The sequence below is a fragment of the Salinispora goodfellowii genome (genome assembly GCF_059570675.1).
The window spans coordinates 17,426-31,890 of sequence record NZ_JCANTD010000025.1; the positions used below are offsets into that span (position 1 = coordinate 17,426).

14 protein-coding genes and 1 tRNA gene are annotated in these 14,465 nt (G+C 68.8%); 6 read left to right on the forward strand and 9 right to left on the reverse strand.

Going from position 1 to position 14,465, the window contains the following annotated elements:
• Positions 1-36: 36 nt before the first annotated feature.
• Entirely contained in the window at positions 37-1,332 is a 1,296-nt protein-coding gene (locus T398_RS20135) for an MFS transporter (RefSeq protein ID WP_496449055.1), read from the reverse strand.
• Positions 1,333-1,409: 77 nt separating this feature from the next.
• A complete protein-coding gene (locus tag T398_RS20140; protein WP_496449057.1) occupies positions 1,410-1,892 on the reverse strand; it encodes a hypothetical protein in 483 nt (160 codons plus the stop codon).
• 297 nt (positions 1,893-2,189) lie between these two features.
• Between T398_RS20140 and T398_RS20145 the strand changes: the two genes are divergently transcribed.
• The gene (locus T398_RS20145; protein WP_496449136.1) at positions 2,190-3,110 is read left to right on the forward strand and encodes a polysaccharide deacetylase family protein; all 921 of its coding nucleotides are present in this window, start codon (positions 2,190-2,192) and stop codon (positions 3,108-3,110) included.
• Between the two features lie 244 nt (positions 3,111-3,354).
• A complete protein-coding gene (locus tag T398_RS20150; protein ID WP_496449059.1) occupies positions 3,355-3,993 on the forward strand; it encodes a TMEM175 family protein in 639 nt (212 codons plus the stop codon).
• Positions 3,994-4,013: 20 nt separating this feature from the next.
• On the opposite strand, the gene T398_RS20155 is transcribed toward T398_RS20150, so the two are convergent.
• From T398_RS20155 to T398_RS20175, 5 genes are all read right to left on the reverse strand, one after another.
• Positions 4,014-4,085 (reverse strand) — tRNA-Val (locus T398_RS20155).
• A gap of 78 nt (positions 4,086-4,163) precedes the next feature.
• A complete protein-coding gene (locus tag T398_RS20160; RefSeq protein ID WP_496449061.1) occupies positions 4,164-4,631 on the reverse strand; it encodes a peroxiredoxin in 468 nt (155 codons plus the stop codon).
• Positions 4,632-4,705: 74 nt separating this feature from the next.
• Positions 4,706-5,143: a DUF3052 domain-containing protein gene (locus T398_RS20165; protein ID WP_018216517.1), complete on the reverse strand. Its 438-nt coding sequence runs from the start codon at positions 5,141-5,143 to the stop codon at positions 4,706-4,708.
• A 287-nt stretch (positions 5,144-5,430) separates the two neighbouring features.
• Positions 5,431-5,913, reverse strand: coding sequence for a MarR family winged helix-turn-helix transcriptional regulator (locus T398_RS20170; RefSeq protein WP_496449063.1), 483 nt, complete (start codon positions 5,911-5,913; stop codon positions 5,431-5,433).
• 153 nt (positions 5,914-6,066) lie between these two features.
• Positions 6,067-6,471 carry a YjbQ family protein gene (locus T398_RS20175; RefSeq protein WP_496449065.1) on the reverse strand — a complete coding sequence of 135 codons (405 nt, stop codon included), beginning with the start codon at positions 6,469-6,471 and terminating at the stop codon, positions 6,067-6,069.
• A gap of 190 nt (positions 6,472-6,661) precedes the next feature.
• Here T398_RS20175 and aceE point away from each other — a divergent pair, with 190 nt between their 5' ends.
• Positions 6,662-9,400, forward strand: a complete 2,739-nt coding sequence (gene aceE / locus T398_RS20180) for a pyruvate dehydrogenase (acetyl-transferring), homodimeric type (protein ID WP_496449067.1) — start codon at positions 6,662-6,664, stop codon at positions 9,398-9,400.
• A gap of 235 nt (positions 9,401-9,635) precedes the next feature.
• On the opposite strand, the gene T398_RS20185 is transcribed toward aceE, so the two are convergent.
• The gene (locus T398_RS20185) at positions 9,636-10,082 is read right to left on the reverse strand and encodes an SRPBCC family protein (RefSeq protein ID WP_496449069.1); all 447 of its coding nucleotides are present in this window, start codon (positions 10,080-10,082) and stop codon (positions 9,636-9,638) included.
• A 200-nt stretch (positions 10,083-10,282) separates the two neighbouring features.
• Here T398_RS20185 and gltX point away from each other — a divergent pair, with 200 nt between their 5' ends.
• Both gltX and T398_RS20195 read left to right on the forward strand, forming a co-directional pair.
• Positions 10,283-11,680 (forward strand): glutamate--tRNA ligase, encoded by a 1,398-nt coding sequence (gene gltX, locus T398_RS20190; RefSeq protein ID WP_496449137.1) that lies wholly within the window; start codon positions 10,283-10,285, stop codon positions 11,678-11,680.
• Positions 11,681-11,932: 252 nt separating this feature from the next.
• Positions 11,933-12,583, forward strand: coding sequence for a hypothetical protein (locus T398_RS20195; RefSeq protein ID WP_496449071.1), 651 nt, complete (start codon positions 11,933-11,935; stop codon positions 12,581-12,583).
• A 90-nt stretch (positions 12,584-12,673) separates the two neighbouring features.
• Here the strand turns inward: T398_RS20195 and T398_RS20200 are convergent, their stop codons facing one another.
• Positions 12,674-12,997 (reverse strand): hypothetical protein, encoded by a 324-nt coding sequence (locus T398_RS20200; protein ID WP_496449073.1) that lies wholly within the window; start codon positions 12,995-12,997, stop codon positions 12,674-12,676.
• Positions 12,998-13,079: 82 nt separating this feature from the next.
• Between T398_RS20200 and T398_RS20205 the strand changes: the two genes are divergently transcribed.
• Positions 13,080-14,411 carry a PucR family transcriptional regulator gene (locus tag T398_RS20205; protein WP_496449075.1) on the forward strand — a complete coding sequence of 444 codons (1,332 nt, stop codon included), beginning with the start codon at positions 13,080-13,082 and terminating at the stop codon, positions 14,409-14,411.
• Positions 14,412-14,465 lie beyond the last annotated feature (54 nt).

Sequence of the window (14,465 nt, forward strand, 5' to 3'; positions counted from 1 at the left end):
CTCCGGTGGCCCGCAGCACCGTGCATACCGGCGATCCTATTGCCCGAATGTCGCCGCCGGTGCCGACTGTTCCAGGTCTGTCGCGGAACCGGACAACCCGTTCCGACTGCTTGCCTGCGTCCTGGCGGCTCTGGTGACCGAAGCGCCGTTGGGCGTCGGCTCGCCCGGACCTGCCCGGCGCACCTGCCGCGAGCGGGGGCGGTGGAGCGCGATGGCGGCGGCGAGACAGATCCCTGCCGCGGCGGAGAGTGGAACTGCGCTGCCAAGGTGAACAGCCCCGGCGCCGAGCGGGATCGCGACCGCGACAGGCCCGAACATCACCAGGTTGACCAGCCCGGAAACTCGCCCGAGCAGCCCCGCCGGAGTGTGCCGTTGCGTCGCGGTCACCGCTGCGACCAGCGTCCAGGGTAAGCCGACTCCCACCGCTATGGAGGCCCCGAACGCAGCCGGCGACCACGGCAGACAACGGCAGAGGCAGCCAGCGGCGAACACGGCCGTACCGGCGATACCGACGGCGGTTGTCCCCCGCCGGGTGATAAATCGACCCACGACCAGTCCACCAAGGATGGCGCCCAGCCCTTGAACACTGGCGAAAACCCCCAGAAACGTCGACGGCAGATTCAGCTCGGTGGTGACCATGGCGTAGTAGCCGGCCGTCGTGAAGCCCGACATCGCGATTGAGACGGAGGCGAGGAAGACCGGGACCCGAATCGCGGTTCGCCCGAGTAGGACGGCAAGCCCGGCGCGCGGGGCCCGCCGCCGATCGAGTGGTCTTTCGAGTGGCACCGGAGTCAGCCGCAGGCCGGCATACAGGCCGGCAACCAAAGCTGGTACGACCGCGAGCGCGCCAACCGCGGCGCCGCCCTGCCATGCGTAGAGACCGATGCCGGTCAACGGAGCCACGAGCTTCATGCCTTCCTTTGCGCTGGACCGCCAGCCGTTGACGCTCCCGAGCTGCCCGGCGGGGAGGGCAGCTGGCAGGAGTGCTGTCTCGCCCGCATCAACCAAGGTGCGGCTGACCCCGAACGCGACCAGAACGGCGAAGATGAGCCAGGTGTGACGCGGCCCCGCCACGGCGAACAGGCACGAAAGCGCCACGACCAAGGAGAGATTCACTCCGATGAGCAGCGGCCGCTTTGGCGTTCGGTCCAGCACGCCTCCCAGCCAGGGGCCAGCCAGCACCGGGGCGTACAGGCAGAGTTGCGCGAGTGCGGCGAGACTACTGGAATCGGTGAGGTCGAGGATCCAGATTCCGGGCACCAGAGACAGGACCCCACCGACAAGGCCCGACAGCCCGGAAATGGCCACAAAAAGCCCAACGTTGCGCTGCATTGGCCCCCCCAGGTTGAGCTCCGGTGACTCAGATCCTCAATCCTTGAGCTGGGTCCAAGCAAGACCAGAGGAAGGCGTCAATCATCTGTTGACATCGCGGCCTCGATCCTCCTGGCAACCGCTCGAACTGGTAGCGGCAGCCGGCCAGCCCCCACCTCCGCCAGGTCAGCAACGAGATGCCGGGCCAGGGCGTACAACGCCCCCGGCGCCGAATCCACCGCCTGCGCTGCCGTCCCGCGCACCAGCGCCGCCGCCGGGAACCGGGCATCCCAGCCCCGGTCCACGTCGATCCACCGCTGAAGGTCAACCACGGCCGCCCGCAACGCCGCGATCCGGGCGGAGTAGCGACGATCGAGCGCGTGCCGCCGGGACCGTTGAGCCACCGCGAGACGTTGGCGGCGCTGCTCCGCGGCCTGTCGGCTGCGCAAACCCAACGCGGTGGCCACCTCGGCCCAGGTGACACCCGCGTGGCGGGCGCGGTCGATGAGTTCCAACTCCCGCTCATCAAGGTGGACTCGGGCGTTCCTGACTTCGGCCAGGCGTGCGATCACTGAGGTCACCTGTCAACATTACGTTGACATCCGGAGGACAGCCCTTCGCTCCCTCGGCGGATCACGTCACGCGATCTACATATTCCGATCACGCCGCCCGAAGCCCCGCTCGACCCGCTGCCACCCGACCCGGTACGCCCGCCGACAACCAGGTGCGGTGCCGCCAGGACCGCGCAGGAGCCCTCGAACCTCGGGCAAAATTCGAACATAACTCACGTTGACGGGTATGATCCGTAAATGACAGGCGGGCCGGAGGAAGTCAGCGGTCGGGAACGACCGAAACAATTATTCAGTCGCAGAAAGATGATGACGCTGACCGGCGTCGGAACGCTTGGCGGGCTAGCCGTTCTCGCCGGGGCGAAACTAGCCCCCCGATGGACCGACCGCACTCCCCAGGGAATCGATAGTGCCTGGACAGAACCCGTCGAGATCGGCGCCAGCCCCGCGCCACCATCACCAACGGCTGGCGCCACCGGCGCGCTACCACCCCGGCCAGAGCTCATCAGCCGGTACGGCGCCCGGACGCCGCGCTACTGGGGGCTACACCCGGAGGATTCCTGGTCGACGTTTCCGACCGACGCCGCACTGACCCGCGACTCCGCCTGCCTGACGTTCGACGCATGCAGCGACAGCAGCGGTTACGACGAACGGCTGATCAGCACGCTGCGGAAGCACCGCATACCGGCCACGCTGTTCGTCAACCAGCGCTGGGCAACCACTCATCGACCGGAATTCGAAAGCCTCGTCGCTGACCCTCTGTTCGAAATCGGCAATCACGGCACCAACCATCGCCCATTGTCAGTTTCCGGTCGCTCTGCGTACGGAATTGCCGGCACGAAAAACGTTGCCGAGGTGTACGACGAGATCGCCGGAATGCACACGTGGATGGCCACCAACTACGGCCTCCAACCGAAGTTCTTCCGCCCTGGAACAGCCCACGCCGACAACGTGGCCACCCAGGTGTCCCGGGCGATGGGCGAGTGGATCGTGATGTTCAGCGTCAACGGCGACTCCGGCGCCACCGCAAGCGCCAACCAGGTCTACCAGCAGTTCCTGCGGCTCCGCCCCGGAGGCATCCTGCTGGCACACTTCAACCGCCCTGGGTCGGAGACAGCCGCTGGCGTCGAACGCGCGCTGCCGGCTCTCACAGCACGCGGCTTACGTTTCCGAAGACTCGACGAAGTGCTTCCTGCCGCCACTTCTCCGGAGCAACCTCCCCGTTGGTGAGCCGTCCGCGCCAGCCCAGTCGTCGACGCCGCGACGGCACTCGTCATGGCGTGCGCGGCACCCATCGACCGACACCCGCGCCCGGTCGCCCTCGGAAGTAGTCCGCTCCGGCCGACTGAGAGTGGTTTCGCCACGCACACCACCCCCGTCGGGTGACCATCAGGTGTGCGGATCTGGCGGGGGCAGGGATGACGTGACGCAGGCGGGTGGAGGGCCGAGACACCGGTATCGGCGAGACAGCGAGATGTCCCGGGACACCGCCCGGGTGGAGGCATTCAGCGACGCCGTGATCGCCGTCGCGCTGACGCTGATGGCGGTGGAACTGCTCCAGTTCAACCCGGAGGGAGCGGCCGACACCGACCTGGTGTCGCGGCTCCAACAGGAGTGGCGGGCCTTCCTCGCCTACGTCATCACCTTCGCCATCGTCGGCCAGATCTGGCTGTCCCACCACAACAGTTGGCGATACGTGGTCCGGGTCGACCAGATGCTGTTGGTGCTGAACCTGCTGATGCTGATGTTCGTGGCGGCCATCCCGTTCACGGCCAACCAGCTCTCGGACCACCTTCGCGGCAGCGATGTGGACCAGCAGTTGTCGGCCGCGATCTACGTCGGCGCGGTGCTCGGCGAAGCGCTGTTTTTCAACCTGGCCTGGTGGTGGGCACGCTGGCGGGGACTACTCAACCCGGATCTCGATCCCCAACTGGCGGCGTCGGTCTCCCGCCGATACCTCATCCGCCCGCTGCTCTACCTGATCGCCTTTGCCATCGTCTTCATCAACCCGATCCTCAGCCTGCTGGCCTACCTACTGCTGGTCGCGATCTACCTGATCCGTGGCCCGGGCGACCTCCCGCCCGCCGGACGGGCGCAAGACGAGTGTGGTTAGTCGGTGCTGGTGGTACGGGGTGGGCGCGGCAGGTTTCGAACCTGCGACCCCTCGCTTGTAAGGCGAGTGCTCTCCCACTGAGCTACGCGCCCCGGGCGCCGGTGAGACGGGCCGGAGGCTGGCAAGCTTACCCTGCCGCCACCGGCACCGCCCCGACGGTCGACCAGGTGTCAGGCGGCCGCAACCTCAGCCAGCGCCTTATGCCAGCTTTGCTGGTCCCGGGCCTCACCCGGCGCGTTCATCTCGGCGAAGCGGACCACACCCGCCTTGTCGATGATGAAAGTGCCCCGGTTGGCGATGCCAGCAACGTCGTTGAAGACCCCGTATGCCTGAGCGACCGCGCCATGCGGCCAGAAGTCGGCGAGCAGCGGGAACTGGTAGCCCTCCTGGTCCGCCCAGATTTTGTGGGCGTACACCGAGTCAACGCTGACGGTGAGCACCTGAACGTCGTCGTTGACGTACTGGTTCAGGTTGTCCCGTACCTCGCACAGTTCACCCTGGCAGACACCGGTGAAGGCGAGTGGGTAGAAGACCAGGAGCACACTGCGCTTGGCACGGAAGTCGGCGAGCCGAACCTCCTGGTTGTTCTGGTCCTTGAGCACGAAGTCCGGCGCCTGTGCGCCTACCTCGATGGGCATACGGAACTCCTTGCGGATCGGGTCAACGTCACGAAAGCCTGCCATACGGCGGGCGCTTAGCGGTGTGGAGTCGTTTACTTCTTACTCTTCGACCCACGGCGCAGCACCAATCGGGCGCCACTCCAGTCCCGGCCGGCGTTGATCGTGGAGGTCTGCTGCAGACCGGCGGTCGGCGCGGACTCAGCGATCTCGCTGGGCTCCACGTGCCCCTCACGTCCGGCCTTCGGCGTCAGTAGCCACACGATTCCGCTGTCCGCCAGCGGGCCGAGGGCATCAACGAGCAGCTCGAAAAGGTCACCGTCGCCGTCCCGGTACCACACCAGTACCGCGTCGACCACCTCGTCGGTGTCTTCGTCAACCAGTTCCCCACAGCGGTCGGTCAGTGCGTCTCGGAGATCCTGGTCGACGTCGTCGTCGTACCCCATCTCCATGACGACCATCCCCGGCTCGATTCCGAACCGGTCCGCCAGGCTGCGTACCCCGTCGGCGGCCTGACCAGCGGTCGCGCTCACTGTCGCGTGCCTCCTCTTTCATCCAGCTCACGGCGTCGGTTGACGCCGTGAGCCAAGTCCACACAGTTGCGGCTCGGCGCGCAAGTGGCACACCGGGTGGAACGGAATTTACCCTGCCGGGAGTGTGCGGGCACCCTGGGTGGTGGCATCGTCGGTGACCAGAACCTGACGGGCCAACGGGCCTTACGGTACGAACGGGTCAACTGCCGCAACACGCCGCACCACTCCGACGTATCCGGCATCGACCAAGGCCACGATGCCTCTCCGCGACGGCGAGGGCGCCCGGTCTACTCCGCCGCGCCGGCCTGCGGACAGCCGCACTCGGACATTTTGGTCACCAGTACCCGCAGGGCGCTGATTTCCTCATCGCTGAGACCGGCGAGGAGCCGGGACTCGGACATCGCCTGGTGGACCCGCACTCGTACCAGCCGCCCGGTTGCGGTCACCACGAGTGTCTTCTGCCGCCGATCGGCCGGGTCGATCCGGCGCTCGACCAGGCCCGCCTGCTCCAACCGGTCTACCAGGGCGGTGACGTTGGACCGGTCACAGCGCAACTGCTCGGCGAGGTCGCGGGCCGGCAGCGGCCGGTCCGGGTCGAGTTCGTACAGGGCGCGGGCCACGGCGGGGGTGAGCCCCAGCCGGGTGATGTCGGTTTCCTGGTCCTGCCGGATGGTCGAGGCGATCTGCATGATCCGACGGATGGCGTCCCCGGCCAGCTCAGACCGGTTGCCGGCGGGGGAGCCGACCCGCTCGACGGTGCGATGCGCCATGACCGGCACCCTACCCGCCACACCAGTTGCGGTGGCCGGTTCCCGAAACGGCGGCACCCGGTGTCGGAACCCGCACCGCCCCGAGAAGGGTGCTGCTCGTCGGGCCGTCAGCCGGTTCGTCGGGCCGGTCAGCCGGGCAGGAACGAGAACCGGTCAGCCGGGCAGGAACGAGAACCGGACCTGGCGGGTTGGGTTGTCCCCGTTCGGGTCAACCAGGCACAGCGACTGCCAGGTGCCGAGCATGAGCCGCCCGGCACACACCGGCAGCGTGGCATCCGGCGACAGGAAAGCGGGTAGCAGATGGTCCCGCCCATGCCCGGGGGCCCCGTGCCGGTGTCGCCACCGATCGTCGGCGGGCAGTAGGTCGTTGATCACCTGACGTAGGTCATCGTCGGACCCGGCGCCGAATTCGATGAGCGCGAGCCCGGCGGTGGTGTGGGGCACGAAGACGTGCAGCAGGCCGTCCCCCTGTCCGGCAACGAACCGGTCCGCCTCGTCGGTGATGTTCCGGACGGTGAGGCGTGCGCCTGTCTGCACGGCTATCACTTCGGTACGCATATGTGAATTCTGCCCCGCGGCCGGTCCTGGCCGACCCGTGACACCGACACATCGTCGGGCCACCCCAGATGAAGTTACCGACGAGTACCTGTGTCGAGCGTCGCGTCTCCTGCGGGTGAAGTGACGGGGAGCGCCTCGAGAAGGCAGGATGGCGCTATAACCTGACCAAAATCCAACCGAGGGAACGCCTGTGGCCACGGAACGCAAGCGCCCGGTGATCAGTGCCGGTCTGCCGAGCCAGCTTCCGGATATCGACCCCGACGAGACCGGCGAATGGGTCGAGTCGCTCGACGGTGTCATCGACGAGCGCGGGACGAAGCGCGCCCGCTACGTCATGCTGCGCCTGCTGGAACGAGCCCGCGAGCGTCAGGTCGGGGTGCCATCCCTGACGACCACGGACTACATCAACACCATCGCCCCGGAGCAGGAGCCCTGGTTCCCCGGTGACGAACACGTCGAGCGGCGGATCCGGGCCTACATCCGATGGAACGCGGCGGTGTTGGTGCACCGGGCCCAGCGGCCGGAGATCGGCGTCGGTGGGCACATCTCGACGTTCGCCAGCTCGGCCTCGCTCTACGAGGTCGGCTTCAACCACTTCTTCCGGGGTAAGGACCATCCGGGGGGCGGCGACCACCTCTTCTACCAGGGGCACGCCTCCCCCGGCATGTACGCGCGGGCGTTCCTCGAGGGACGGCTCAGCGAGCACCAGCTCGACGGGTTCCGCCAGGAGCTGTCGCACCCCGGCGGCGGGCTGCCGTCGTACCCGCACCCCCGGTTGATGCCGAGCTTCTGGGAGTTCCCCACCGTCTCGATGGGCCTCGGCGGCGTCAACGCCATCTACCAGGCCCGGTTCAACCGTTACCTGCACCACCGCGGCATCAAGGACACTTCTGACCAGAACGTGTGGGCGTTCCTCGGCGACGGCGAGATGGACGAGCCGGAGACGCTGGGCGCGATCGGGACCGCCGCTCGGGAGGAGCTGGACAACCTCACCTTCGTCATCAACTGCAACCTGCAACGCCTGGACGGACCGGTCCGCGGTAACGGCAAGGTGATGCAGGAGCTGGAGGCGTTCTTCCGGGGCGCCGGCTGGAACGTCATCAAGGTCGTCTGGGGCCGCGAGTGGGACCCACTGCTCGCCCGGGACACCGACGGCGCGCTGGTCAACCTGATGAACACCACGCCGGACGGTGACTACCAGACCTACAAGGCGGAGTCCGGGGCGTACATCCGGGAGCACTTCTTCGGCCGCGACCCGCGGACCCGCAAGATGGTCGAGCACCTCAGCGACGACGAGATCTGGAACCTGAAGCGGGGCGGCCACGACTACCGGAAGCTCTACGCGGCGTACAAGGCCGCGGTGGAGCACACCGGGCAGCCGACGGTGATTCTGGCCAAGACCATCAAGGGTTGGACGCTCGGCTCGCACTTCGAGGGGCGCAACGCCACCCACCAGATGAAGAAGCTGACGCTGGAGGACCTGAAGACCTTCCGCGACCGGCTCTACCTGGACATCCCGGACAAGGCGTTGGAGGAGAACCCCTACCTGCCGCCGTACTACCGGCCGGAGGCGAAGTCCGACGAGATCGAGTACCTGCACGAGCGGCGCCGGCAGCTCGGCGGCTACCTGCCCTCCCGACGGTCCGGCACGAAGCGGCTCACCATCCCCGACCCCAAGAGCTTCGCCGACGTGAAGCGTGGTTCCGGCAAGCAGAAGGTGGCCACCACGATGGCCTTCGTCCGGCTGCTCAAGGACCTGATGAAGGACAAGGAGTTCGGCCGACGCTGGGTACCGATCATCCCGGACGAGGCCCGCACCTTCGGGATGGACTCGCTCTTCCCGACGCGGAAGATCTACTCGCCGCACGGCCAGCGCTACACCTCGGTTGACCGGGAGCTGTTCCTGTCGTACAAGGAGGCGACCAGCGGGCAGATCCTGCACGAGGGCATCAACGAGGTCGGCTCGGTCGCCTCCTTCACCGCGGCCGGCTCCGCGTACGCCACGCACAACGAGCCGATGATCCCGGTGTACATCTTCTACTCGATGTTCGGGTTCCAGCGGACCGCGGACGGGCTCTGGGCGGCCGCCGACCAGATGGCCCGCGGCTTCCTGCTCGGCGCTACCGCCGGCCGGACCACGCTCAACGGCGAGGGCCTCCAGCACGAGGACGGTCACTCGCTGTTGATCGCCGCCACCAACCCGGCGGTGGTCGCCTACGACCCGGCGTTCGCCTTCGAGATCGCGCACATCGTGGAGAACGGCCTGCACCGCATGTACGGCGAGGCGCAGGAGAACATCTTCTACTACCTGACGATCTACAACGAGCCGATCGTGCAGCCGGCGGAGCCGGCGGAGGTCGACGTCGAGGGCATCCTGAAGGGCATCTACCGGTACGCGCCGGCGCCCCAGGTGGACGGCCCGTCGGCACAGCTGCTCGCCTCCGGCACCGGCATGCAGTGGGCGCTCAAGGCGCAGGACCTGCTCGCCCGGGACTGGGGGGTGGCCGCCAGCGTCTGGTCCGTGACCTCCTGGACCGAGCTGCGCCGCGACGCGGTCCAGGCGGAGGAGCACAACCTGCTCAACCCGACGGAGCAGCAGCAGGTCCCGTACGTGACGGCCAAGCTGGCCGACGCCGACGGACCGAAGGTCGCGGTCAGCGACTGGATGCGCGCGGTGCCGGATCTGATTGCCCGCTGGGTGCCCGGCGACTACACCTCGCTCGGCACCTGCGGGTTCGGCATGTCGGACACCCGGCACGCGCTGCGTCGGTACTTCCACGTGGACGCGGAGTCGATCGTGGTCGCGACGTTACGGCAGCTCGCGCTCCGCGGCGCGGTCCCGGCGGGGGTCCCCGCCGAGGCGGCCAAGAAGTACGCCATCGACGACATCGGGGCCGCCCCGGTCGGTGAGACCGGCGGCGACAGCTGACCGACGGTCACGGCTGGCCCGGCGTGGAGTGTTCCCCGCCGGGCCGGTGTCGTCTCTCGGGGTGTTCCGTCCACATCCTCTGGTGCGGTTACTGACCGCAGGGTGGATTCTGACCGCGTGCGGATGCGGACCGCGCCGGATCCGGGAGTGGGGAGCTACCCAGCGGCGGTGGCCCGGATCCCTGGCTAGGACCCCAGCCACCGCCGGAACGGGTTGACGCCAGGACGAGCCCCGGTCAGCCGACGGCGGCCAGGTCGGTCAGCCGGGCGAGCGAGTCCTCCAGGTCGGCGCCGACCCGACGCAGACCGAGCCGGAGCAGGGCGGCCTTGACCGGACCAGCCGGCCAGCGTACGACGATCAGCCGCACGACCGTCCCGCCCTCCGCCTCGTCCACGGTGAGCTGGACGTAGATCTCGGTGCGCGCCTCCGCTCGGGCACCGGCGCCCTTGGCGCGTTCCCGCCAGCCGATCAGGGTCGGCTCCTGGTAGGCGATCACCTCGGCCTCATGGGCCGCGCCGCGCCCCGCCTGGACCCGCTGCCGCCGGCCGAAGCCCTCCCCGGAGAGCACTTCCGCCGCCCGGACCCCGGCCAGCCAGGCCGGTAGCTGTTCAGCCCGCTGCACGACACCCCAGACCGCTTCGATCGGCGCGGTTACGTGCGAGCTGCGTTCCACGAGGATCATTTTCCGTCTTCCTCCAGTGCGGACAACCCACGATATCGGCACTCTATGCGTTATTTCGGACTTAAACGGACAGGTAGGTAAAAGACACGCCGAAAACCCTTGCCTCCGTCCGGGCACTATGGGTATGGCCTCCGTCGACGGCAAGGGGCCCTTCCCGACACCGACCCGGCCAGCCGTAGGCTGGGGGCGTGACGGTACGTGTGCGCTTCGCCCCCTCCCCGACCGGAATGTTCCACGTCGGCGGTGCCCGTTCGGCTCTGCAGAACTGGATCTTCGCCAAGCAGCAGGGCGGGGTGTTCGTACTCCGGGTCGAGGACACGGACGCGGCCCGCAACAAGCCCGAGTGGACCGAGGGCATCCTGGCCGCGCTGGAGTGGATCGGCATCGCACGCGGCAGTTACGAAGGGCCCTACTTCCAGTCCTCGTACGCGACCGAGCACCGCGCCGCCGCGAGCCGGCTCCACGAGGGCGGGCGGGCGTACTACTGCGACTGCACGCGGGAGGCGGTACAGGCCCGTACCGGCTCCCCACACACCGGCTACGACGGCTTCTGTCGGGATCGAGAGCTGGGTCCGGGTGCCGGCCGCGCCCTCCGCTTCCGGACCCCGGACGAGGGTACGACCGTGGTGGTCGACCTGATCCGGGGTGAGCCCACCTTCGACAACCGGCTGATCGAGGACTTCGTGATCGCCCGGAGCGACGGTTCACCGGTCTTCCTGCTCGCGAACGTGGTTGACGACATGACGATGGGGATCACCCACGTCATCCGGGCCGAAGAGCACCTACCCAACACGCCGAAGCAGCAGCTGCTCTGGGACGCACTCGGCGTGAAGCCGCCGGTGTGGGCGCACGTCCCGGTCGTCGTCAACGAGAAGCGGCAGAAGCTGTCCAAGCGCCGGGACAAGGTGGCCCTGGAGGCGTACCGCGACGAGGGCTATCTGGCCGACGCGATGCGCAACTACCTGATGTTGCTCGGCTGGGCCCCGGCCGGCGACCGCGAGATCGTGCCCTGGCCGGCCATCGAGGAGGAGTTCCGACTGGATGAGGTGAACCCCTCCCCGGCCTTCTTCGACGAGAAGAAGCTGCGCGCGTTCAACGGCGAGTACATCCGGGCGCTGCCGGTCGCCGACTTCATCGCGGCGTGCCAGCCATGGTTGACCGGGACCGCGACGATCGCACCTCCGCCGTGGCAGCCGGACGAGTTCGACGCCAAGGCACTCGAGGCGGTGGCACCGCTGGCGCAGACCCGGATCGCGGTACTCAGCGAGATCGTGCCCAACGTGGATTTCCTCTTCCTCGACACGCCGCTGATCGACGAGGGAGCGTGGGCCAAGGCGATGAAGGACGGTGCCGGCGACCTGCTCGACGCGGTGATCGCCGCCTTCACCGAGGTGCCTTCATGGGACGCGGATTCGACCAGGTCGACACTGGAGGCAGTCGGCGCAGCGCACGGCTTGAAGCTGGGCAAAGCCCAGGCACCCGTCCGGGTCGCGGTGACCGGCCGCCGGGTCGGCCTCCCCCTCTTCGAGTCGCTCGAGGTCCTGGGCCGCGAGCGCACCCTGACCCGGCTACGGGCCGCCCGGCTCCGCCTCCCCTGAGCGAAAAAGCACCCTGCCGTCCGGTTGTCCGGCGCGCTAGGTAAAATGCGCGGGTCGACCGGCCGCGATCGGCGACTCCTGGGTTGAAGATCACAGATAGCTGAAATCTCTTCACCAGGAGGTGCAACCAGCTGTCGCGGAACGGAGTCTAATGAGGTGGAGGCGTCCGGCCCAGCATCCGGCGTCCACGGCGATCCGCGTGCACTAAGCCCGCAGCGATGCCATCCATCGAACGGGGGCGAGGAGGCAGCGATGGTCCGTAGGGTACGGCGATTGGTCGCCATCATGGCTGGTGGTCTCACAGCGGGAGTGCTCTCACTCGGCATCGCCGCACCCGCGTCGGCGACATCGAAGCCGCCGCCAGCGGGGGTGGATATCACCGGTGCCGGAATGGCCGAGCCGCTACACCTCCGCGCCGACACCCACCCGGCCCAGGTGGCGGCCGTCATCGACCAGGTTAACTTCCTTGGCGACGCTGGCCAGAGCAGCAAACCGGACAAGGTCGACCTGGGTCCTAAATACACTGTCGTCGTGCTCACTGGGGACAAACCCCAGCGGACCTACGACCTGTACCCGAAGGCCGCCGGCGGGCCCCGTATCTATCGACCGGCCAAGCAGCCGGACTCCAAGCAGTCCACCGCCGGCTGGTTCTTCGGCCGATTCACCATGTCGGAGACGCTGCGGACAGCTGGTGTGCCGTTGGAACGGCAGGTGGACCTGGTTGGCGGTGGGGCCGGCGGCAGCGAACGGATGATTCCGGAAGATGCGCTCGACCCGGCTGGAAACCTCGACGAGGCATTCAGCGGGTTGCCCCGGCTGCTCTTGGTCAACATAGCCGTCGTGCTGACGATCACCGTCGGGCTGGCCGGGATCGCACTGCTGATCCGCCGCCGGACCCGCTGACGCCTCCGGTCGATCCACTGACACCGCCAGCCGGAGCCGCGCCGGTCGGCCGCGGCGCCATCCGTCAGCGACCGCTTCCCCGCCGCCGGGTCAACACCAGCGGCTGGGCGGTCGGCCGGGTCGCCCCACCCGCGTTCGGGGTCGAACCGGGCCGTGCCGGTGCGCGCCCGCCCAGCCGGGCAGGCCGCTGAGACAACCCCGAACCGGGCTCGACGGCGCCCCGGCCGACTCGGCGGACCGTTGGCGCGGCACCGCTGAATCCTCCTCAGCGCGCTCCGGCAAGGGCCCGCTCGGCGTCTCGCCCGGAACGCTGCCGGCAAGCCACCGGTGCTGCTTGGTTGCCGGCAACTCGTGGTGGCCCGGCCGGCAGTGCCCGTCCTGGGCGCAGCCGCGCTCGGCCTCCCCGTGCGCCATCCAGGTCTCCTCACCCTCGCCGTCGCCCACCGGCGCTGCCCCGGCGTGCCCCTGTCACCGTACTGGCCGGGACCGACGGGCGGTGCGGCGCGCGTACCAGGCCACCTCCGGAATCGCCGCGAATCACCGATCTCGGACGAACCGGCCAGATACCACACCGCAGATAACGACGTGTCAGGCTAGGGCGGTGAACGAGCCGGGAACCGAACTGGCGGCCACGCTGCGCCGGATCGAGCGGGCGGCGGGAGCACTCGCCACCGCCAGTGTGGCGCGGATGGACGAGACCCTGCCCTGGTTCCGCGAGCTCCCGGCCGACCAACGCTCCTGGGTCATGTTGGTGGCGCAGGCCGGCGCCCGCTCCCTGGTGCAGTGGCTGCGCGCCGGCGGCGGCACCGCGGACAGCACCCAGGAGGTTTCCGACGAGGTCTTCGCGACCGCACCGCAGGCCCTGGCCCGCTCCATCAGCCTCCAACAGACGGTAGCCCTGATCAAGGTGACCATCGACGTGGTGGAAGAACGGGTCCCGACCCTCGCCGCCCCCGGGGAGGAGCAGCAGTTACGGGATGTGGTGCTGCGCTACTCCCGGGAGATCGCGTTCGCCGCCGCCCGGGTGTACGCGCGGGCCGCCGAGTCCCGTGGTTCCTGGGACGCCCGACTCCAGGCCCTCCTGGTTGACGCGCTTCTTCGTGGCGACTCACCAGACGTGTTGGCCAGCCGGGCGGCGGCGCTGGGCTGGGCGGACGCGCCCCCGGTGGCGGTGGCGGTGGGCCGCTCCCCAGGCGGGGAGGTCTCCGCCGTACTGCACACCGTCTACCGGCTGGCCCGGCGCATCGGTGCCGAGGTGATCGGCGGCGTGCACGGCGACCGCCTGGTCATCGTGCTCGGCGGGGTGGCCGATCCGATGGCCGCCACCGGCAAGCTGCTCGACGCCTTCGGTGCCGGCCCGGTCGTCGTGGGCCCGGCCGTGCCGAGCCTGGACGAGGCCACCGACTCGGCCCGGGCCGCCCTCGCCGGATTCCGGGCCGCCCCGGCCTGGCCGGCCGCACCCCGGCCGGTACCCGCCGCCGACCTGCTACCGGAGCGGGCGCTCGCCGGAGATGCCGAGGCCCGCCGCCGGCTGCGACACGACGTGTACGCCCCGCTGGCCCGCTCCGGTGGGGAGCTACTGGAGACGCTGGACGCCTTCTTCACCGCCACGGGCACCCTGGAGAGCGCGGCCCGGGCGCTGTTCGTACACCCGAACACCGTGCGGTACCGGCTGCGGCGGGTGGCGGAGGTGACCGGGCTGTCCCCCCTCGCGGCCCGGGACGCGTACGCGCTCCAGATGGCGCTCACCGTCGGTCGACTCGACCCGGTAGGCACCCGAACACCGAATCGGACAAAAAACCCAGTTGCCAATAGAGCAGGACGATAAACTGACCGGGCCGGTGGATCTTTGTAGGGTTCCTCCAAAGGTTCTAGTGCGGTT